This window comes from Curvibacter delicatus NBRC 14919, assembly GCF_001592265.1.
Taxonomy (GTDB): Bacteria; Pseudomonadota; Gammaproteobacteria; order Burkholderiales; family Burkholderiaceae_C; genus Hylemonella; species Hylemonella delicata.
The window spans coordinates 1-19280 of sequence record NZ_BCWP01000001.1 but is presented as its reverse complement, the minus strand read 5'-3'; the positions used below and the strand labels follow the sequence as shown (position 1 = coordinate 19280).

16 protein-coding genes are annotated in these 19280 nt (G+C 64.6%); all 16 read right to left on the bottom strand.

The window, feature by feature from the left end:
* Positions 1 to 31 precede the first annotated feature (31 nt).
* A complete protein-coding gene (locus CDE01S_RS00080) occupies positions 32 to 826 on the bottom strand; it encodes a cell division protein FtsQ/DivIB (RefSeq protein WP_066701860.1) in 795 nt (264 codons plus the stop codon).
* The gene (locus CDE01S_RS00075) at positions 823 to 1779 is read right to left on the bottom strand and encodes a D-alanine--D-alanine ligase (RefSeq protein ID WP_084382603.1); all 957 of its coding nucleotides are present in this window, start codon (positions 1777 to 1779) and stop codon (positions 823 to 825) included. Before CDE01S_RS00075 ends, CDE01S_RS00080 begins: the two co-directional genes overlap by 4 nt.
* Positions 1776 to 3197, bottom strand: a complete 1422-nt coding sequence (gene murC, locus CDE01S_RS00070; RefSeq protein WP_066701858.1) for a UDP-N-acetylmuramate--L-alanine ligase — start codon at positions 3195 to 3197, stop codon at positions 1776 to 1778. Before murC ends, CDE01S_RS00075 begins: the two co-directional genes overlap by 4 nt.
* Positions 3194 to 4255 (bottom strand): undecaprenyldiphospho-muramoylpentapeptide beta-N-acetylglucosaminyltransferase, encoded by a 1062-nt coding sequence (murG, locus tag CDE01S_RS00065; protein WP_066701856.1) that lies wholly within the window; start codon positions 4253 to 4255, stop codon positions 3194 to 3196. The genes murC and murG overlap by 4 nt, the downstream gene beginning before the upstream one ends.
* A gap of 82 nt (positions 4256 to 4337) precedes the next feature.
* Positions 4338 to 5591, bottom strand: a complete 1254-nt coding sequence (gene ftsW / locus CDE01S_RS00060; protein ID WP_066701855.1) for a putative lipid II flippase FtsW — start codon at positions 5589 to 5591, stop codon at positions 4338 to 4340.
* On the bottom strand, positions 5588 to 7558 hold the full coding sequence (gene murD, locus CDE01S_RS00055) for a UDP-N-acetylmuramoyl-L-alanine--D-glutamate ligase (protein ID WP_084382602.1): 1971 nt from the start codon (positions 7556 to 7558) through the stop codon (positions 5588 to 5590). The genes ftsW and murD overlap by 4 nt, the downstream gene beginning before the upstream one ends.
* Positions 7555 to 8733: a phospho-N-acetylmuramoyl-pentapeptide-transferase gene (gene mraY / locus CDE01S_RS00050; protein ID WP_066701852.1), complete on the bottom strand. Its 1179-nt coding sequence runs from the start codon at positions 8731 to 8733 to the stop codon at positions 7555 to 7557. Before mraY ends, murD begins: the two co-directional genes overlap by 4 nt.
* Positions 8723 to 10141, bottom strand: a complete 1419-nt coding sequence (locus CDE01S_RS00045; RefSeq protein ID WP_084382620.1) for a UDP-N-acetylmuramoyl-tripeptide--D-alanyl-D-alanine ligase — start codon at positions 10139 to 10141, stop codon at positions 8723 to 8725. The genes mraY and CDE01S_RS00045 overlap by 11 nt, the downstream gene beginning before the upstream one ends.
* Positions 10142 to 10146: 5 nt before the next feature.
* Positions 10147 to 11661 carry a UDP-N-acetylmuramoyl-L-alanyl-D-glutamate--2,6-diaminopimelate ligase gene (locus tag CDE01S_RS00040; RefSeq protein WP_066701846.1) on the bottom strand — a complete coding sequence of 505 codons (1515 nt, stop codon included), beginning with the start codon at positions 11659 to 11661 and terminating at the stop codon, positions 10147 to 10149.
* Complete coding sequence (locus tag CDE01S_RS00035) at positions 11661 to 13406, bottom strand: peptidoglycan D,D-transpeptidase FtsI family protein (protein WP_066701843.1); 1746 nt, start codon at positions 13404 to 13406, stop codon at positions 11661 to 11663. Before CDE01S_RS00035 ends, CDE01S_RS00040 begins: the two co-directional genes overlap by 1 nt.
* On the bottom strand, positions 13403 to 13738 hold the full coding sequence (gene ftsL, locus CDE01S_RS00030; protein WP_066701833.1) for a cell division protein FtsL: 336 nt from the start codon (positions 13736 to 13738) through the stop codon (positions 13403 to 13405). Before ftsL ends, CDE01S_RS00035 begins: the two co-directional genes overlap by 4 nt.
* On the bottom strand, positions 13735 to 14679 hold the full coding sequence (rsmH, locus tag CDE01S_RS00025; RefSeq protein ID WP_066702471.1) for a 16S rRNA (cytosine(1402)-N(4))-methyltransferase RsmH: 945 nt from the start codon (positions 14677 to 14679) through the stop codon (positions 13735 to 13737). The genes ftsL and rsmH overlap by 4 nt, the downstream gene beginning before the upstream one ends.
* Positions 14680 to 14688: 9 nt before the next feature.
* Positions 14689 to 15117 (bottom strand): division/cell wall cluster transcriptional repressor MraZ, encoded by a 429-nt coding sequence (mraZ, locus tag CDE01S_RS00020; RefSeq protein ID WP_066702469.1) that lies wholly within the window; start codon positions 15115 to 15117, stop codon positions 14689 to 14691.
* Between the two features lie 255 nt (positions 15118 to 15372).
* Positions 15373 to 16701, bottom strand: coding sequence for an ATP-dependent protease ATPase subunit HslU (hslU, locus tag CDE01S_RS00015; RefSeq protein ID WP_066701830.1), 1329 nt, complete (start codon positions 16699 to 16701; stop codon positions 15373 to 15375).
* A gap of 141 nt (positions 16702 to 16842) precedes the next feature.
* On the bottom strand, positions 16843 to 17391 hold the full coding sequence (gene hslV, locus CDE01S_RS00010) for an ATP-dependent protease subunit HslV (protein ID WP_066702468.1): 549 nt from the start codon (positions 17389 to 17391) through the stop codon (positions 16843 to 16845).
* A 66-nt stretch (positions 17392 to 17457) separates the two neighbouring features.
* The gene (locus tag CDE01S_RS00005) at positions 17458 to 19209 is read right to left on the bottom strand and encodes an STAS domain-containing protein (protein WP_066701827.1); all 1752 of its coding nucleotides are present in this window, start codon (positions 19207 to 19209) and stop codon (positions 17458 to 17460) included.
* Between the last annotated feature and the right edge of the window lie 71 nt (positions 19210 to 19280).

Below are 19280 nucleotides of genomic sequence, written 5' to 3'. Positions count from 1 at the left end.
GTTTCTCGCTACGTTTGTTTGCTCTGTCGCTTCAAGGGTTCTTTTGCGCCTTCTGCGCCTCCGGCAGGACGGTGCTCACACCGCGCAGCCGGATGGCGTACCCTTCCTGGTGGCGCAGGTCAGCCGACTCCAATGACGTGACCGAGCGGCCATAACGCGAGGTCACCTGCGTCAGGGTCCCCAGGAAACGCTGTGTACGCGCCACCACCTCTTCTTCCGTGCCACGGCCGAGTTCGATCTCCGCACCGGTATCCAGCTTGGCGCGCCAACTGCCCCGGCCCGTGAGGTCCAGTTCCTCGATCGACAACTCCAGTCGCTCGAACAGTGGCTGCAAGGCGCGGTACATGGCAAGCGCCTGGACCGACTGTCCCTGCGGGCCGTCCAGACGCGGCAGCTCCTGCTCGACCTCGTCCACATTGGCCTCGAACACCTCGCCATAACTGTTCACCAGTGTCGAATCGCCCTCCGCACCCCAGTAACCCACGGCCTGGTGCTCCTGCAGAATGACCTTGAGCCGATCCGGGAATTCGCGCCGCACCACGGCACGGCGTACCCAGGGCATGGCCTCGAACGCGCGCCGCGCCGCCACCAGATCGATGGTGAGGAAGGTGCCGCGCAACTGCGGCGCCACATTGGCTCGCAGCGTCAGCGCGTTGTTGTGGTTCACGTCGCCTGTCACCGTAACCCCCCGGATGGCGAACAAGGGATGCGCCATCACCCACCCTGCCGCAGCCCCCAGCGCCAGCAGCACAAACGCGACCAGCAGCAGCCTGCTGGTCAGGTTCATGAGCTTGACGTCCAGGGGGACGGGCAGGTTGTGGGTCATGCACGCTCCTGCGGATGGTCGAGTGTGGCCGCCTGCAGCAGCCGCACGCACAGGTCTTCATAGCTGATACCGGCAGCACGCGCCGACATCGGCACCAGCGAATGGCTGGTCATGCCGGGGGCGGTGTTGATCTCCAGCAGGTAGGGCCGGCGGGTACGGGCGTCGATCATCACGTCCGCACGGGCCCAGCCGCGGCAACCCAAGACGGTGAAGGCCTTCAGCACGAGTTGCTGGATGGCCTCTTCCTCGCCCGCCGGCAGGCTGCAAGGCACCAGGTACTGCGTGTCGTCGGTGAAGTACTTGTTCTGGTAGTCGTAGTTGCCGCCGGGCGCCACGATGCGAATCACCGGCAAGGCGCGCGCCTGGGCGCCGGTACCGAGCACCGGCACCGTGACTTCATCACCGCTGATGAACTGCTCGCACAGCACCTGCTCATCTTCCTGTGCGGCACGCGCATAGGCGGCGTCACATTCGTCGGCCGACATCACCTTGGTCAGGCCGATGGAAGAGCCTTCACGCGCCGGCTTGACGATCATGGGGGCGCCGAGTTCGGCAAACGCCGCCCGGGTGGCTTCGGCACTTGCGACCCGTGCCCACGCCGGCGTGGGCAGTCCTTCCGAGCGCCAGATGCGCTTGGTCATGACCTTGTCGATGGCGATGCTGGACGCCATCACGCCCGAACCGGTGTAGGGAATGCCCATCAATTCAAGTGCGCCCTGCACCGTGCCGTCTTCGCCAAAACGGCCGTGCAGCGCGATGAAACAGCGCGCAAAACCGTCGCGCTTGAGATCGCCCAGATCCCGCTCCGAAGGGTCAAACGCATGCGCATCCACCCCGCGCGACTGCAAGGCCTTGAGCACACCGCTGCCCGACATGATCGAAATGTCGCGCTCGGCAGACGCCCCGCCCATCAGCACCGCTACTTTTCCCAGATTCACTTGGTCCTCGCTCACTTCTTTCTTGCCTGGGCCGCCTGGCCCTGCAACTCCACCACCTTGGCCGGCACCGCACCAATCGAGCCCGCCCCCATGCACATCACCACATCACCGTCCCGCGCGTTGTCCGCTACCGCCTGCGGCATGGCGGCGATGTCGTCCACGAAAACGGGCTCTACCTTGCCAGCCACACGCAAGGCGCGCGCCAGCGCCCGCCCGTCGGCCGCCACGATGGGCGTTTCGCCGGCGGCATAGACCTCGGCCAGCAGCACGGCGTCAGCCTCGCCGATGACTTTGACGAAATCCTCGAAGCAGTCGCGCGTGCGGGTGTAGCGGTGTGGCTGGAAAGCCAACACCAGGCGCCGCCCGGGGAAGGCACCACGCGCCGCCGCCAACGTGGCCGCCATTTCCACCGGGTGGTGGCCGTAGTCGTCGATCACGGTGAACGTGCCGCCGTTCTTGGCGTTCACCTCCCCGTAGCGCTGGAAACGCCGGCCCACGCCTCTGAATTCGGCCAGTGCCTTGAGCAGCGCCGCGTCCGGTATATCCAGTTCGGCCGCCACCGCAATGGCCGACAGGGCATTGAGCACGTTGTGGCGCCCCGGCAGGTTGAGCACCACCTCCAGATCAGGCAGCACCACGCCGTTGCGGCGCTGCACGGTGAAATGCATCTGGCCATCGACCGCGCGCACGTTCAGCGCCCGCACCTGCGCGCCTTCGTCGAAACCGTAGCTGGTAATCGGGCAGGAGACCTCAGGCACGATCTCGCGGATCGCCGCGTCATCAGTGCACAGGATCGCGGTGCCGTAGAAGGGCATGCGGTGCAGGAAATCGATGAAGGCTTTTTTCAGCCGGCCAAAGTCGTGGCCGTAGGTCTCCATGTGATCGGCGTCGATGTTGGTCACCACCGCCATCACCGGCATCAGGTTGAGGAAGGAGGCGTCCGATTCGTCGGCCTCCACCACGATGTAGTCGCCCTGGCCCAGCCGCGCGTTGGCACCGGCGCTGTTGAGACGCCCGCCAATCACGAAGGTCGGGTCCAGCCCGGCCTCGGCCAGCACACTGGCCACCAGGCTGGTGGTGGTGGTCTTGCCGTGCGTGCCGGCAATGGCAATGCCCTGCTTCAGGCGCATCAGCTCGGCCAGCATCACGGCGCGCGGCACGATCGGAATGCGCTTCTCTCGCGCCGCCAGCACCTCGGGGTTGTCACCCTGCACGGCGGTGGAGGTCACCACCGCGTCGGCACCGGCGATGTTGGCCGGCGCATGGCCGACAAAGGTCCGGATGCCCAGCGTTGCCAGACGCTTGAGCGTGGCGCTGTCAGCCAGGTCGGAACCGGAGATCTGGTAGCCGAGATTGCACAGCACCTCGGCAATGCCGGACATGCCGGAGCCACCGATGCCGATGAAATGGATGTGTTTGATGGCGTGCTTCATCGGCTCAACTCCTCACACGCCGCCACGACTTGGGCGACAGCGTCAGTTTTGGCAAGCTTTTTGGCCTCTACGCCCTGTGAAATCAGCGCATAGCGCTCTGTTTTTTGTAGCAATTCAGCCAATCTTTCAGGTGTCATGTCGTGTTGCGGCAGCAACTGGCCCGCGCCCTGGTCAACCAGGAAGCGTGCGTTGGCGGTCTGGTGGTCATCCACCGCCGCAGGGAAAGGTACAAACAAGGCGGCGGCGCCGATGGCGGCAATCTCGGTCACGGTGCTGGCGCCGGCGCGGCACAGGATGAGGTCAGCCTCGGCAAAGGCCCGGGCCGTGTCGTCGATGAAGGGTGTCAGTTCTGCCTGTACGCCGGCGGCGGAGTAATTGGCGCGCAGCGCCTCGATCTGCTTGGCGCCGCTCTGGTGCGTCACCTGCGGCCGCTGCCCGGCCGGAATCAGTGCGAGCGCTTTCGGCACGGTGTCGTTGAGCGCCTTGGCACCCAGGCTGCCACCGACCACCAGCAGACGCAGGGGACCGCTGCGGCCGGCAAAACGCACCGCCGGTTCGGGTTGCTGGAGGAAGGCTGCACGCAAGGGATTGCCAACCCACTGCGCGCCCTTGATGGCGTCGGGGAAGGCCGTGAAAACACGGTCCGCCACACCGGCCAGCACCTTGTTGGCCATGCCCGCTACCGAGTTCTGCTCGTGCAGCACCAGCGGCTTGCCGAGCAGAACGCCCATCAGGCCGGCCGGGAAGGTGATGTAGCCACCCAGCCCCACCACCACGTCTGGTTGCACACGGCGCAGCACCTGGATGCTCTGCCAGAAGGCCTTGAGCAATCGCAACGGCAGCAAGGCCAGCGTGGCAAAGCCCTTGCCGCGTACGCCGGAAAAGTCAATCGTCTCGAGCGGGAAACCGCGTGGCGGCACCAGCGTGGCCTCCATGCCGCTGGCATTGCCCAGCCAGTGCACGCGCCAGCCCTGGGCACGCAAGGCCTCGGCCACGGCCAACCCCGGGAAGATATGCCCGCCCGTGCCGCCGGCCATGATGAGCGCGCACTTGCTCATACACGGCCTCCGTGCATGAGCCATGTCGCGTGCCGCGTCATGCGCGCTGCGCGCTGTGCCATGTTTTGAATAAACAGACCACTCATACACGGCCTCCGTGCATGAGTTGCCTGTTTTCAAAGTCAATCCGCAGCACCACGGCAAGGGCCACCAGATTCATCAGGATGGCCGAGCCGCCGTAGCTCATCAGCGGCAAGGTCAGGCCCTTGGTTGGCAGAGCCCCGAGGTTCACGCCCATGTTGATGAAAGCCTGGAAACCGATCCAGACGCCCACCCCCTGCGCCACCAGGCCGGCAAAGACCCGGTCCAGCGCGATGGCCTGGCGGCCGATGTGCATGATGCGCCGCGTCATCCAGAGAAACAGGCCAATCACGGTCAGCACGCCGATCAGGCCGAACTCCTCACCGATGACGGCCAGCAGGAAGTCGGTGTGCGCCTCCGGCAGCCAGTGCAGCTTTTCCACACTGCCGCCCAGACCGACGCCGAAGATCTCGCCGCGGCCGATGGCAATCAGCGAGTGCGACAGCTGGTAACCCTTGCCCAGCGTGTGTTTTTCGTCCCAGGGATTGAGGTAGGCAAAGATGCGCTCGCGCCGCCATTCGCTGAAGGCGATCATCATGCTGAAGGCCACCACCAGGACGGCAGCGATCAGGAAGAACATGCGGGCATTGACGCCGCCCAGGAAGAGGATGCCCATGGCGATGACGGCGATCACCATGAAGGCGCCCATGTCGGGCTCGGCCAGCAGCAACAGGCCGACCACCGCCACCGCAACCCCCATCGGCAGCACGGCGCGGAAGAAACGCTCCTTCACGTCCATCTTGCGCACCATGTAGTCGGCGGCGTACAGCAGCACGGCGAACTTGGCCAGCTCCGAGGGCTGGAAGTTCATGATGCCCAGCGCGATCCAGCGCCGTGCCCCATTGACGCCCTTGCCGATGCCGGGAATCAGCACCGCGATCAACAGCACCAAGGATGCGACAAACAGCCAGGGCGCCAGCTTCTCCCAGGTTTCCACTGGCACCTGGAAAGCGATCAGCGCGGCCACGAACGCCACCACCAACGACAGCATGTGCCGCGTCAGGAAATGGGTGTGGGCATAACGTGCGAACTTCGGGTTGTCCGGCATCGCAATCGACGCTGAATACACCATCACCAGTCCCCAGATCAGCAGGGCCACCGTGACCCAGATCAGCGCCTGATCAAAACCCGACATCCGCACCGGCGCACTGCCGGCACCGCCACGCATGCCGCCCAGGCGCACCGGCAACACATCGCCAGCCGGGCGCGCCATGCCACCCAGCCAGCCTGTGAAGCGTTGCGCCAAGGTGTTCATGCCATGCCCCCCTCGGCCACACCGGCATCCTGCGCCAACGCCTGCACGGCCTCCACGAACACGCGGGCGCGGTGCTCGTAGTTGTCAAACATGTCGAAGCTGGCGCAAGCCGGCGACATCAGCACCGCATCGCCTGCGTGCGCCAATTGGCTGGCCAATTGCACGGCCTGCGCCATGGATTCGGCGCTCACCAGAGGCACACCACTGCCTTCAAGTGCCGACTGAATCGTCGGCGCATCACGCCCGATCAGGACCACGGCGCGTGCATAACGCGCCACGGGAGCAGCCAGCGGCGCGAAATCCTGGCCTTTGCCGTCGCCGCCCAGGATGACCACAATCTTTCGCTCGGCACCGAGTCCGGTCAGGGCCGCCACGGTGGCGCCCACATTGGTGCCCTTACTGTCATCAAAGTACTCGACCTCGTTCACGATCGTGACAGGCTCCACGCGGTGCGGTTCACCGCGGTACTCGCGCAGGCCATAAAGCACGGCCGCCAGGCTGCAGCCCGCCGCCTGAGCCAGGGCCAGGGCCGCCAGGGCATTGGTGGCGTTGTGCCGCCCGCGGATGCGCAGCGCATCCGCCGGCATCAGGCGCTGGATGAACAGCTCCACCTCTTCGCCGCGCTTGCGCTTTTGCGTTTCATCAGCCTCCATGGCGCGCACCAGCCAGGCCATGCCATTGACCATCTCGATGCCGAAGTCACCCGGACGCTGGGGCATCTCCAGCCCGAAACTCACATACTCGCGCCACTGCGGCTTCTGCAGCTTGACACGCACCGGCTCGGGCAGCATGGCCATCACCGCCGGGTCATCGCGGTTGAGCACCAGCAGGCCGCGTTCGCCAAAGATGCGCGCCTTGGCGGCACCATAGGCTGCCATGCTGCCGTGCCAGTCAAGATGGTCCTGCGTCAGGTTCAACACCACAGCCGCCGTGGGCTCGAAGCCCTGCACGCCATCGAGCTGAAAGCTGGACAGCTCCAGCACCCAGACCTCGGGCAGCGTGCCTGCATCGATCTGCTGGGCCAGCACATCCAGCAGATTGGGACCGATGTTGCCCGCCACCGCCACGGTCTTGCCCGCATGGGCCACCAGCTGGCCGGTGAGCGAGGTCGTGGTCGTCTTGCCGTTGGTACCGGTGATCGCCAGCACCTTGGGGGCATAGCCTTGCGCGACCTGCAAATCGCGCAGGGCACGCGCGAACAGGTCCAGCTCGCCGCCCACCCACAGGCCGATGGCCTGCGCCGCCTGCCAGAGCGGCGCCACCGTAGACGGCGACAGCCCGGGGCTCTTGAAAACGGCGCGGAAGTCACTGCCTTCAATCAACGCGGCGTCGAAAGCGCCGCTGCGGAAGGTCACCTCGGGCAGCTCGCTGCGCAAGGTCGCCAGTTGCGGCGGCGTTTCACGGGTATCGGCCACTGTCACGCGTGCGCCCAGGCGCACGCACCAGCGGGCCATGGCCAGCCCCGAAGCCCCCAGCCCAAGGATGAGCACCGGCTGGTCCTGCAGCGGCGACGCCACCACCTCATCAGATGACTCGGCGCTCGCCGGCGTTACGTCAACTTCTCCCGGCGTGCTGTCTTCAGCAGGCTGCTGCACGTCCTCCATCGGCGCATTCGGGACAACGCTCTCAGGCGCACTCACCTCGGCAAACAGTTGTGCCACAAAGGCTGCTGCATCGCGTGCAGCCGTGAGCGTTTCTGGCAGCGGTCGCACCGCTTTCGTGCTGGCGGCTGCCTCAGCGGGTGCCGGAGTCGCTTCTGTCGCAGACGGCTGCGATGCAGACTCCGCAGGCAGTGTCGGCTCAGCCTCAGCCTCAGCCTCAGCCTCAGCCTCAGCCTCAGCCTCAGCCTCAGCCTCAGGCACAGGCACAGGCACATCAGTCTCCAGCCCCGGCGCGGGCACCGGCGTCACCGCCTCCTGAGGCGGTACAGGCACATCACCGGGGTTGAGGGGATCGTTCGGATTCATCGCAGTTTCAGGGTCGACAGGCCAATCAGGCACAACAGCATGGTGATGATCCAGAAGCGCACCACCACCTGCGTCTCCTTCCAGCCACTTTTCTCGAAATGGTGGTGCAGCGGCGCCATCTTCAGAATGCGCCGGCCTTCGCCGTATTTCTTCTTCGTGTACTTAAAGTACGTGACCTGCAACATCACGGACAGCGCTTCCACCACAAAGATGCCGCCCATGATGGCCAGCACGATTTCCTGCCGCACGATGACGGCGATCGTGCCCAGCGCGCCGCCCAGCGCCAGTGCGCCGACGTCGCCCATGAAGACCTGCGCCGGATGGGCATTGAACCAGAGGAAGGCCAGGCCGGCACCGGCCATGGCGGCACAGAAGATCAGCAGCTCGCCCGAACCTGGGATGTAGGGGAAAAACAGGTATTTGGAATAGACCGCGCTGCCGGTGACGTAGGCGAACACGCCCAGCGCCGACCCCACCATGACCACGGGCATGATGGCCAAGCCGTCCAGACCATCGGTCAGGTTGACGGCATTGCTGGCGCCCACAATCACCAGGTAAGTCATGATGACGAAACCAAACACGCCCAGCGGGTAGCTCACTTCCTTGATGAAAGGCAGCAGCAGGCCGGCCTTGGGTGGCAGGTTGACGTCGAAGCCGGAGCGCACCCAGGTGATGAAGAGCTCCAGCACCCGCAGGTTGTTGCTCTCGGAAATGCTGAACACCAGGTACAGCGCGGCAATCAGGCCGATGAGCGACTGCCAGAAATACTTCTCGCGCGAACGCATGCCCTCGGGGTCCTTGTTGACCACCTTGCGCCAGTCGTCAACCCAGCCGATGGCACCGAAGCCGAGCGTGACCAGCAGCACGATCCAGACGAAGCGGTTGGAGAGATCGAACCACAGCAGCGTGGAGATGGCGATCGACAGCAGGATCAGCACGCCGCCCATGGTGGGGGTGCCGCTCTTGGCCAGGTGCGTCTCCATGCCGTAGCCACGCACCGGTTGGCCGATCTTGAGCGCGGTCAGGCGTCGGATCACGTAGGGGCCTGCCACCAGCCCCATGAGCAAAGCGGTGAGGGCGGCCATGACGGCGCGGAACGTCAGGTACTGGAACACCCGGAAAAATCCGAATTCGGGTGACAGGGTTTGCAGCCACTGGGCCAGGCTAAGCAGCATGAATGGGTTCCTTGTTCTGTTGCGCGCACGCCGTGATGGCCTGCACCACACGCTCCATGCGCATGAAACGTGAGCCCTTGACCAGCACACTGCGCAGGTCAGGCGGCGTGCTGAGCACGGCGGTGTTCAGCGTCTCGATATCCGTGAAATGGCAGCCCTGGACCGATGGCTGCGAGAAGTGCTGCACGGACACGGCCGCCTGCTCGCCCAGTCCGAACAGCATCTCGACGCCGCGTTCGCGGGCATAAGCGCCGACCTCGGCGTGGAAACGGGGGCCTTCGCTGCCGACCTCACCCATGTCACCCAGCACCAGCAGGCGCGGCCCGGGCAGACCGGCCAGCACGTCAATGGCGGCACGCACCGAGTCGGGGTTGGCGTTGTAGCTATCGTCCACCAAGGTGATCGTGCGACCGGCCAACTCGACTGCCAGCGCACGCGAACGGCCCTTGACCGGCTCAAAAGCTTCCAGCCCACGTGCGATGTCTGCCAACGGCACGCCAGCGGCCAGCGCACAGGCTGCAGCTGCCAGCGAGTTCTTGACGTTGTGCAGGCCAGCCACCTGCAGGGTGTAGGCCAGCGGGCCAGCCGGCGTGTGCGCCTGGATCTGCCAGGCGTTGTTCGCCCATTGCGGTGCAGCACAGCTCAGGTCGGCCGCTGTCGTGTCGGACGTGAGGGCGAAGGTCAGTTGCGGTCGTGTACCTGACAGGTCATGCCACAGTGCGCTGTAGGTATCGTCCGCCGGGAAGACCGCGGTGCCAGTGGCAGCCAACGCCTCGATCACTGCACCGTTTTCGCGCGCCACGGCCTCGATGGTGGCCATGAATTCCTGGTGCTCGCGTTGCGCGTTGTTCACCAGCGCCACGGTCGGCTGTGCAATGGCGGCCAGCACGGCAATCTCACCCGGGTGGTTCATGCCGAGTTCGACCACGGCCAGTTCATGACCTGGGCGCAAGCGCAGCACGGTGAGCGGCACACCGATCTCGTTGTTCAGGTTGCCTTCCGTGGCCAGCATGGCCTGCGGGCAGTAGGCACGCAGGATGGCGGCAATCATCTGCGTCACCGTGGTCTTGCCGTTGCTGCCGGTCACGGCAATCAGCGGCAGCTTGAACTGGGTACGCCAGCCGGCAGCCAGCTGGCCCAGGGCCAGTTTGCTGTCGGCCACCACCACACCGGGCAGTCCGGCAGCACGCAGTGCTGCTTCGTCATAGCAGATCGCTGCCACGGCACCCTTGGCCCGGGCCTCGGCCAGGAAATCGTTGGCATCAAAACGCTCACCCTTGAGCGCAACAAACAGATCACCCGCCTGCAAGGTACGGGTATCGGTGTGCACACGCAGCACCGCCACGCCACCGTCACCGACAAGCTGCGCACCCGCCACCCACTGTGCGACCTGTTGCAGGGTCATCATGGCGCTCATGCGCTCGCTCCTTCGACGGCAGCTGCACGGGCCTGCAAGGCCCGTTGCACCTCGACGCGATCCGAGAACGGTGTGCGCAGGCCGGCCGCCTCTTGGTAATCTTCATGCCCCTTGCCGGCCACCAGCACCACGTCATGCGCTGCGGCCTGCCGCACCGTTTCGGCAATGGCCTGTGCTCGGTCGCTCTGCACGCTCACGGCGCCACACCCCTCCAGCCCGAGCAGGATCTGGCTGAGGATGGCCTCGGGTTTTTCGTTGCGCGGATTGTCATTGGTCAGCACCACCTGGTCCGCATACTGGCCAGCCATGGCGCCCATGAGCGGCCGCTTGATCGGATCACGGTCACCGCCACAACCAAACACACACCAGAGCTGTCCGCCGCGCTGCTCGGCCAGCGGACGCAGCGCCAGTAGCGCCTGGGCCAGCGCATCGGGCGTGTGGGCGTAGTCCACCACAACCAGAGGCTGCTCACCCCCACCCAGGCACTCCATGCGCCCGGGCACCGGGTGCAGCACGTGGCAAGCCGCCACCGCCGCAGCCAGCGGCACCCCCAGGGTCCGCATGGCGGCAATGACCCCCAGCAGGTTGGCCACGTTGTAGTGGCCCACCACCTGCGTTGCCAGTTCGTGGCGCGCCTCGCCTTCGCAGACAGTGAACCGCAGGCCCTGGCCTTCAAACCGGATATCGTCCGCCCTCAGCCGCGCCTCGTCCTTGCAGGAAACCGTCCACAACGCCAGCGGCCGACCCGCCAGTTGCTCCGCCAGTTCGACGCCTTTTCCATCATCAATGTTCACCACCGCAGCGCGCAAGCCGGGCCAGTCGAACAGCGCGGCCTTGGCCTGCCAGTAGGCCGCCATGCTGCCGTGATAGTCGAGATGGTCCTGGGTGAAATTGGTGAAGACAGCGGTGCGGATCTGTGTGCCCTCCAGGCGCTGCTCCTCAATGCCAATCGACGATGCCTCGATCGCGCAGGCCACCATTCCCTCGGCGACAAAACGACGGAAGGTCTGCTGCAGCAGCACCGGGTCGGGCGTGGTCAGGCCGGTGCTCACCACGTTGTTGACCTCTCCCACACGCGGCGCAGAGCCGATGCCCAGCGTGCCCACCAGGCCACAGGGCATGGCCGGCTGCAGGGCCGACAATGCCTGCGCCAGCCACCACGTGATGGAGGTCTTGCCATTGGTCCCTGTGACGGCTATTACGTCAAGCTGCTGCGAGGGCTGTTCGTAATAAGCGGCGGCAATCGGTCCGCTGGCCGCCTTGAGGCCGGCGTAGGCCGCCACCTGCGCACTCTCGAACCGATAGCCATCCACACCCACCTGCTCAACCACACAGGCGGCCGCGCCTTGCGCCAGTGCACTCGTCACGTACTGGCGACCATCGGTGGCAGCCCCCGGCCAGGCGATGAAGCCATCCCCGGCACGCACCTTGCGGCTGTCCGTCTGGAGCATGCCCTGCACATGGGTGCGCAACCACTGGGCGGCCTGATCGGGTGTCTGGAGCTTTATCATCAGAAGCTCTCCTCCACCGCCTTGGCCACGATCTGCGGCTTGACCGCCATGTCGGGCTGCACACCCATCATGCGCAGGGTCTGCTGCACCACTTCACTGAACACCGGCGCCGCCACGGCGCCACCGAAATACTGGCCGGCACTGGGCTCGTCGATCATGACCGCCACGATGATGCGCGGCTGGTCGATCGGTGCCATGCCGGTGAACCAGGCACGGTACTTGTTGCTGGCATAGCTGCGCCCGATCTGCTTGTGCGCCGTCCCTGACTTGCCGCCGACCGAATAACCGATGGTCTGGGCTTTCGGCCCGGTTCCGCCGGGCCCGGCGGCCATCTGCAACATCTTGCGGATCTGGGTCGCGGTCTGTGACGACAGCACCTGCACACCCACGACGGGCTCATTGCTTTTGAGGATGGTGGCCGGAATGATCTGGCCATCGTGCGCGAACACCGTGTAGGAGCGCGCCATCTGGAACAGGGAGGCCGACAGGCCATAGCCGTAGGACATGGTGGCCTGCTCGACCGGTCGCCAGGTCTTGTAGGGCCGCAGCCGGCCCGAGGCCACGCCCGGAAAACTGATCTGAGGCTTTTGACCAAAACCGGCAGCGGAGAAGATCTCCCACATCTCGCGCGGCTGCATCTGCATGGCCATCTTGACCGTGCCCACGTTGCTCGATTTCTGGATCACCTCCTCCACCGTCAGCACGCCATGCGGATGAGAATCAGAGATCGTCGAGCCCGTGATCTGGATCTTGCCGGGTGCGGTCTGTATCTGGGTACTCGGTTTGACGCGCCCGGTTTCCAGCGCCAGACCGACGGTGAACGGCTTCATGGTCGATCCCGGCTCGAACACGTCGGTCAAGGCGATGTTGCGCAACTGGGCGCCGGTCAGGTTCTGGCGCTTGTCCGGCACGTAACTCGGGTAGTTGGCCAGCGCCAGCACCTCGCCGGTCACGGAGTCGAGTACCACCACGCTGCCGGCCTTGGCCTTGTTTTCCAGCACAGCGGACTTGAGTTTCTGGTAGGCAAAGAACTGCACCTTGCTGTCAATCGACAGCTGGATGTCCTTGCCGTCTACCGGTGGTACCTGCTCGCCCACATCTTCCACCACGCGCCCGAGCCGGTCCTTGATGACACGGCGGGAACCGGGACGTCCGGCGAGTGACTTGTCGAAGGCGAGTTCCACGCCTTCCTGACCGTGGTTCTCGACGTTGGCAAAACCGACCACATGTGCCGCCGCCTCGCCTTCGGGATACTTGCGCTTGTATTCCTTGCGCTGGTAGATGCCCTTGATGTTCAGCGCTGCGATCTGCTGCGCCACCGGCTCATCCACCTGGCGCTTGAGCCAGACGAAGGTCTTGTCTTCGTCGTCCAGCTTCTTGTTGAGCTCGGCAAGCGGCACGCCCAGCAACTGGGCCAGCTGGCGCAACTTGGCCTTGACCTCGGCGTCATCACTCTCCACGTCTTCCGGGATCGCCCAGATACTGGGCGCCACCACATTGGAGGCCAACAACAGGCCATTGCGGTCCATGATGCGGCCGCGGTGGGCCGGCAGCTCCAGCGTGCGCGCAAAACGCACCTCGCCCTGGCGCTGGAAGAAATCATTCCCCACCACCTGCACATAGGCGGCGCGCGCTGCCAGCCCGCCAAAACCCAAAGCCAGTGCTGCCACGATGAACTTGCTGCGCCACACCGGCGTGCGGCTGGCCAGCAGCGGGCTGGAGGTGTAGAGGATGCTGCGGCTCATTGCACGCGCCCCCTGGCTTGCGCCTGCTTGCTGGCGGTCTCGTCCTGCTCCGTCGCGGCCCCCGGTCCTGCCGTGTAGGTCACATAGTTCGTGATGGCCGGCGTCGCGACACGCATGTGCAACTGCTCACGCGCCAGCTTGTCGACCCGCAGCGGCGTGGCCTGGCCCCGCTTGTCGATCTGCAGCTGCTCACGCTCGGTCTCGATCCGGCGCGCATCCAGCTTGGCGCGGTCGATTTCCGTGTACAGGCGACGCGACTCATACTGCACATTCACCAGGTACAAGGCACTGGCCAGCACCGCCAGCAGCAGGACGATGTTCAGCCGCGTCATACCGCCGTCCTCACTGCCACGCGCATGATGGCGCTGCGCGCGCGCGGGTTGCCCGCCACTTCAGCAGCGCTCGGCTTGATCCGGTCCAGCGCGAGGAGCTTCATCGGCTTGGGCGCGGCAAAGGGCGCCCGGCGGTCGAACACCTCGCGCGAATGCTGCGCGATGAATTGCTTGACGATGCGATCTTCCAGCGAATGGAAACTGATCACCACCAGCCGACCTCCGGGTTGCAAAACATCCAGGCTCGCCTCTAGCGCCGATTGCAGCTCTTCAAGCTCGGCGTTGATGAAAATCCGAAAAGCCTGAAATGTGCGCGTTGCAGGGTTCTGGCCCGGCTCGCGGGTTTTGACCGTGTCAGCCACGAGCTGGGCCAGTTCAGTGGTGGTTGAAATTGGGCCCCGCTCTTGTCGGCGAGCAACAATCGCCTTTGCAATTTGGCCAGCAAACCGTTCTTCACCGTAGTCACGTATCACCTCCGCGATCTGCTTGGTTTCGGCTGTCGCCAGCCACTGCGCCACACTCTGGCCGCGCGTGGTGTCCATGCGCATGTCCAGCGGCCCTTCGAATCGAAAACTGAAACCCCGCTCGGGGTTGTCGATCTGCGGCGAGCTCACACCCAGATCCATGAGCACCCCCGACGCGCTGGCCGGCGGCAATTCGTCCAGATGGCGAAAGCCCTGGTGGCGAATGACAAAGCGCGGGTCGGCGATGCGCTGCGCTTCGGCAATCGCCATCGGGTCCTTGTCGAAGGCGATCAGCCGCCCTTGGGGCGACAGTCGGGAAAGGATGAGACGCGAGTGCCCGCCGCGGCCGAAGGTGGCGTCGACATAGGTGCCATCGGCCGGGTCCGGCCCGTCCGCCTGCGCGGCCGGCTTGTTGAATAAGGCTTCGACGGCTTCGTTCAACAAGACGGTGGTGTGTGTCCATGCGGAGTTTTCCACCGTCAACCTTCAGAAGGAAAAGTCCTTGAAGACGTCGGGCATCTCGCCCTGCATGGCCTGGGCCTCCTGCGCATCGTAGGTCGCCTTGTCCCAGAGCTCGAAGTGGTTGCCCATGCCCAGCAGGATGGCGTCTTTGGCAATGCCCGCCGCAGCACGCAACTCCGGCGAGACCAGCACGCGGCCGGTGGCATCCATCTCCACATCCATGGCGTTGCCAAGGAAGATGCGCTTCCACCACTGGGCGGCCATCGGCAGCGCCGCGATGCGCTCGCGGAACTTCTCCCATTCCGGGCGCGGAAAGACCATGAGGCAGCCGTGTGGATGCTTGGTGATGGTCAGCTGTCCGGTGGCCGTCGCACTCAGGACGTCACGGTGCCGCGTGGGCACCGACAGGCGACCCTTGGCATCCAGACTGAGTGACGAAGCACCTTGAAACACGACAGCAAACCCCTCTTGAACAGAAAAGCCGAACGGCGAAAAGCACAAAGGCACTTTTCACCACTTAATTCCACTTTTTTGCACTGTAGCAGCAAAATAGTTCGCCGCAAGAGGGATTACAAGAAAAATTTCAATGAAATCAAGGACTTAGAACGGTTTCCCGAGAAAATTCCCAGATAAAAACCGTTCTAAATTAAGCACTTAGCAAGCGATATGAATGTGATGCTTGAAGGACTGTCGTTGTCCAGAAATCGCTCACAAAATGTAACGGGAAAGATCCTCATTGCGGCTGAGGTCATCCAGCCGGGCGTCCACGTAGGCAGCATTGATCGTGACCGTCTGCCCGTGCAGGGCGGCGGCATCGAAGCTGACGTCATCCAGCAGACGCTCCATGACCGTGGCCAGGCGACGCGCTCCGATGTTTTCGGTGCGCTCGTTCACCTCATGGGCAATGTGCGCCAGCCGTGTGATGCCCTCGGGCGTAAAGGCCAAGGTCACGGCTTCGGTCGCCAGCAGCGCCTGGTACTGCTTGACCAGCGAGGCATGGGTTTGCGTCAGGATGGCTTCAAAGTCCTGCACCGACAGCGACTGCAGTTCGACACGGATCGGAAAACGCCCCTGCAACTCGGGGATCAGATCACTCGGCTTGCTCAGGTGGAATGCGCCCGAGGCAATGAACAGGATGTGATCGGTCTTGAGCATGCCGTATTTGGTCGATACCGTCGTTCCTTCCACCAGCGGCAGCAGGTCACGCTGCACCCCCTGGCGCGAGACTTCGGCACCGCTGCCTTCGCTGCGGGAAGTCACCTTGTCGATCTCGTCGATGAAAACGATGCCGTTCTGCTCGGCACTGTGCAGTGCCTGGGTCCTGATCTCGTCTTCATTGACCAGCTTGGCCGCCTCTTCGTCGACCAGCAGCTTGAGCGCTTCCGCAATCTTGAGCTTGCGCGTCTTGCGCTTCGTCTGGCCCATCTGCCCAAACAGGCCACGCAATTGCTCGGTCATCTCCTCCATGCCGGCCGGGCCCATGATTTCGAGCTGCGGCCGCGGCTCAGCCACGTCGAGTTCGATTTCGCGCTCATCGAGCTGGCCTTCGCGCAGCTTCTTGCGGAAGGTCTGCCGCGCTGTGCTTTCAACCGCTGGTTCCGAGGCGCCGAATTCGCTGCGCGGCGGCGGAATCAGGACGTCAAGGATGCGCTCTTCCGCCGCATCCTGTGCCCGTTCCTTCACCTTGCGCATCTCGGCATCACGCGTCTGCTTGACAGCCACCTCGGCCAGGTCGCGGATGATGGAGTCCACATCCTTGCCGACATAACCGACCTCGGTGAACTTGGTGGCTTCGACCTTGATGAAAGGCGCATCGGCCAGCCTGGCCAGACGGCGCGCGATCTCGGTCTTGCCGACCCCAGTGGGGCCGATCATGAGGATGTTCTTGGGTGTGATCTCGGTGCGCAGACCGGTATCGACCTGCTGACGACGCCAGCGGTTGCGCAAGGCGATGGCCACGGCACGCTTGGCCTGGGCCTGGCCGACGATGTGACGGTCGAGTTCGGAGACGATTTCCTGTGGGGTCATGGAAGACATGGCGTTACTCACAAAAGCAAGTTCAGTTCGAATGACGCGGATCCAACCGCGGAACGCCGTGGAACCGGCTTCGCCGGGCCACTGGCGTTGCCCCCTTAAGGGGGGATGCGAGCCACACGCAGTGGGCGAGAATCGGGGGTGTCACCCCAGTACCTCGATGGTGTGGTTCATGTTGGTGTAGATGCACAGTTCGCCGGCAATCGACAGCGACTGCTTGACGATGTCCTGCGCCGACAGCTCGGTATTGCCGAGCAGGGCAATGGCGGCGGCCTGCGCGTAAGCGCCGCCGGAGCCGATGGCGACCACGCCGTTCTCCGGCTCCAGCACATCGCCGTTGCCGGTGATGATGAGGGAGCATTCGCGATCAGCCACGGCCAGCATCGCCTCCAGACGGCGCAGCACGCGGTCGGTGCGCCAGTCCTTGGTCAACTCGATGGCGGCACGCTGCAAATGACCCTGGTGCTTTTCCAGCTTGGCCTCAAAACGCTCGAACAGCGTGAAGGCATCGGCTGTGGCGCCGGCAAAACCCGCCAGCACCTTGCCGTGGTAGAGCTTTCGCACCTTGCGTGCCGTGCCCTTGACGACGATGTTGCCCAAGGTAACCTGACCATCGCCGCCGATGGCAACGTCGAACCCATCCGCCGTCTTGCGTCGCACGCTGACGATGGTGGTGCCGTGAAATTGTTCCATGCTGTGTTCCCAAAGCTCGAAGATGACCACGCCAGGACAACGTCCCAGCCCGAATAGCCCGAACGCTCAGGTGCTGCGAGGCACGATCCGGGCGTGCTCGTGGATGCCGATGACGCGGAAAAAAGCGGCCACGATGCGGTTGACATCGTGGAAATGGACCCGCCGCCCCTGCACATCCTGGGCTGCCACCCAGTTCAAGATGCTGCCAGCCGCGGAGAAATCAACCCGGACGAGCCGGGCACAGGAAATCACGAGTCGTTTGGCATCGTCCATGCCGGACTCAAAACCGGCCAGCATGCCAGAGGCATCCCCCACGATCTCGCCCAGCAACTCCATGCTTCCGGCTTGCCGCTCCTCATGACCGGCGCCAGCCGCCTCGACCGACGGCTCCGCTGCTGCACCTGGGCCGCGGGCGGCAAGCCCCTCAAGGGCACAATCGCAGCGCACGTCCTGCCAGGAGGGCGGCGAGACCTCGAAGGTCACGCAATAGTCCAGGGCCGCCAACTCGAATTCGTCCTGCAGACGCAGAATGCGCAGTGCATCCATGCGCAACTGCCAACCGACGGGGCTGGCACTGCGCTCACCCGACGGCGTGAGTGTCTTGAGCACGCGCTCCAGCGTGTCATGCCCCCGAAAAACCAGATGGACCGGCGTGTTGCACCAGTGGGCAAACACCTCGGCCAGCCCTGCCACCGCGTCAGGGGCAATGGCCGTCAGTGCCTGCCAATCCAGCAGAAAGGGGCCGGCACCGTTTTGCGTCGCCTCCTGCAATCGCGCCACGCTTGCCGGCCTCAGCTCGGCGGGGCTGACCCAGACGAGTTCATGTACGGCCCGCAAAGGGCTGGGCTGGGTGGCTTGCATCTCCGATGAGCGCCCCAGCGAGTCGGGAATGGAGAACCAGGCCGGCGACGAACGGCCAAAACGATTGGCCATGTCGAGTGCAACGCTGTCAAAGCGGGCTTGCTGGCCCGTCGCCCGGTACAGATCGAACAAGGCCGCCATCCAGGCCTCTGCCAGCTCGGGGCGCGGGCTCTCGCCCTGCAAGGCCGCCAGCAAGGTGGCTTCGGCGCCGGCAACGTCGCCATTGGCATAGCGGATGGCCGCCTCCTCCAGATCGGCGTCGCTCAGGTTGTCCGCCTCATCCGCCATCGACTGGCGGGAGCTGACAAAGCCGGAACCCACCAGGTTGACACCCCGGGTGGTGGCGAAAGGCTGGCTCAGCGAGGGCTGCAGAGGTTCGTAGCCGGCCTCCGCCGGATCCATGCGCGTGAGCGCATATTCCTCCGGCACCTCGAACCAGTTGGAGCCGGTCCGCAAGGCCGAGGACTGGGTCGTGGCAAATTTGCTGTCGCCACCCTCCTCCTGCGAGGCCATGGGCTGGGTCGGACCTGCGTCGGGCCCCAGCATCGGGTTGGGCGACATGGGGAAGCCGCCGGCATGGGTAGCGCCCTCGTCCTGCTTGCCCTGCCACCACTGGCGCGACATCTGGGCCTCGATCTCATCGATCTTGCGCAGCGTCATGGCCCGCTCGTCAGGATTGGTCGGCAGACTGCTCTGGAAAAACGAAGGCCGCCCCGTCTGGCCGGCCCCGGCCAGTGACTCGCGACGGCGCAGTTTGCGCAGGTAGTCGAACTCACGCTTGCGCACGAAATCGTTCTGCCGCTTGCGCTCGATCATCTGCCGCAGCACCTCCTTGCTGAAGCCGCTGTCGGCTTCAGGCTCCTCCGGCTGGTCGAGTTCGGACCAGTCCCGCGTGGGATTGCGCACGAACCTCGCCACCTTGGACAGCAAACCAGGGGAGGAATCGCCTTTGGCCATGTCTCGCTGATCTGGGCTGAACCGGATTACCCAATCGTCCGGGCTTAATCCCCGAACATCTTCTGCTTGGG

Excerpts from the sequence above, each read along its gene's own strand:
- CDE01S_RS00080 (WP_066701860.1), bottom strand. The coding sequence starts at position 826 with ATGACCCACAACCTGCCCGTCCCCCTGGACGTCAAGCTCATGAACCTG.
- murC (WP_066701858.1), bottom strand. The coding sequence starts at position 3,197 with ATGAAGCACGCCATCAAACACATCCATTTCATCGGCATCGGTGGCTCC.
- murG (WP_066701856.1), bottom strand. The coding sequence starts at position 4,255 with ATGAGCAAGTGCGCGCTCATCATGGCCGGCGGCACGGGCGGGCATATC.
- ftsW (WP_066701855.1), bottom strand. The coding sequence starts at position 5,591 with ATGAACACCTTGGCGCAACGCTTCACAGGCTGGCTGGGTGGCATGGCG.
- murD (WP_084382602.1), bottom strand. The coding sequence starts at position 7,558 with ATGAATCCGAACGATCCCCTCAACCCCGGTGATGTGCCTGTACCGCCT.
- mraY (WP_066701852.1), bottom strand. The coding sequence starts at position 8,733 with ATGCTGCTTAGCCTGGCCCAGTGGCTGCAAACCCTGTCACCCGAATTC.
- CDE01S_RS00045 (WP_084382620.1), bottom strand. The coding sequence starts at position 10,141 with ATGATGACCCTGCAACAGGTCGCACAGTGGGTGGCGGGTGCGCAGCTT.
- CDE01S_RS00040 (WP_066701846.1), bottom strand. The coding sequence starts at position 11,661 with ATGATAAAGCTCCAGACACCCGATCAGGCCGCCCAGTGGTTGCGCACC.
- CDE01S_RS00035 (WP_066701843.1), bottom strand. The coding sequence starts at position 13,406 with ATGAGCCGCAGCATCCTCTACACCTCCAGCCCGCTGCTGGCCAGCCGC.
- ftsL (WP_066701833.1), bottom strand. The coding sequence starts at position 13,738 with ATGACGCGGCTGAACATCGTCCTGCTGCTGGCGGTGCTGGCCAGTGCC.
- hslU (WP_066701830.1), bottom strand. The coding sequence starts at position 16,701 with ATGTCTTCCATGACCCCACAGGAAATCGTCTCCGAACTCGACCGTCAC.
- hslV (WP_066702468.1), bottom strand. The coding sequence starts at position 17,391 with ATGGAACAATTTCACGGCACCACCATCGTCAGCGTGCGACGCAAGACG.
- CDE01S_RS00005 (WP_066701827.1), bottom strand. The coding sequence starts at position 19,209 with ATGGCCAAAGGCGATTCCTCCCCTGGTTTGCTGTCCAAGGTGGCGAGG.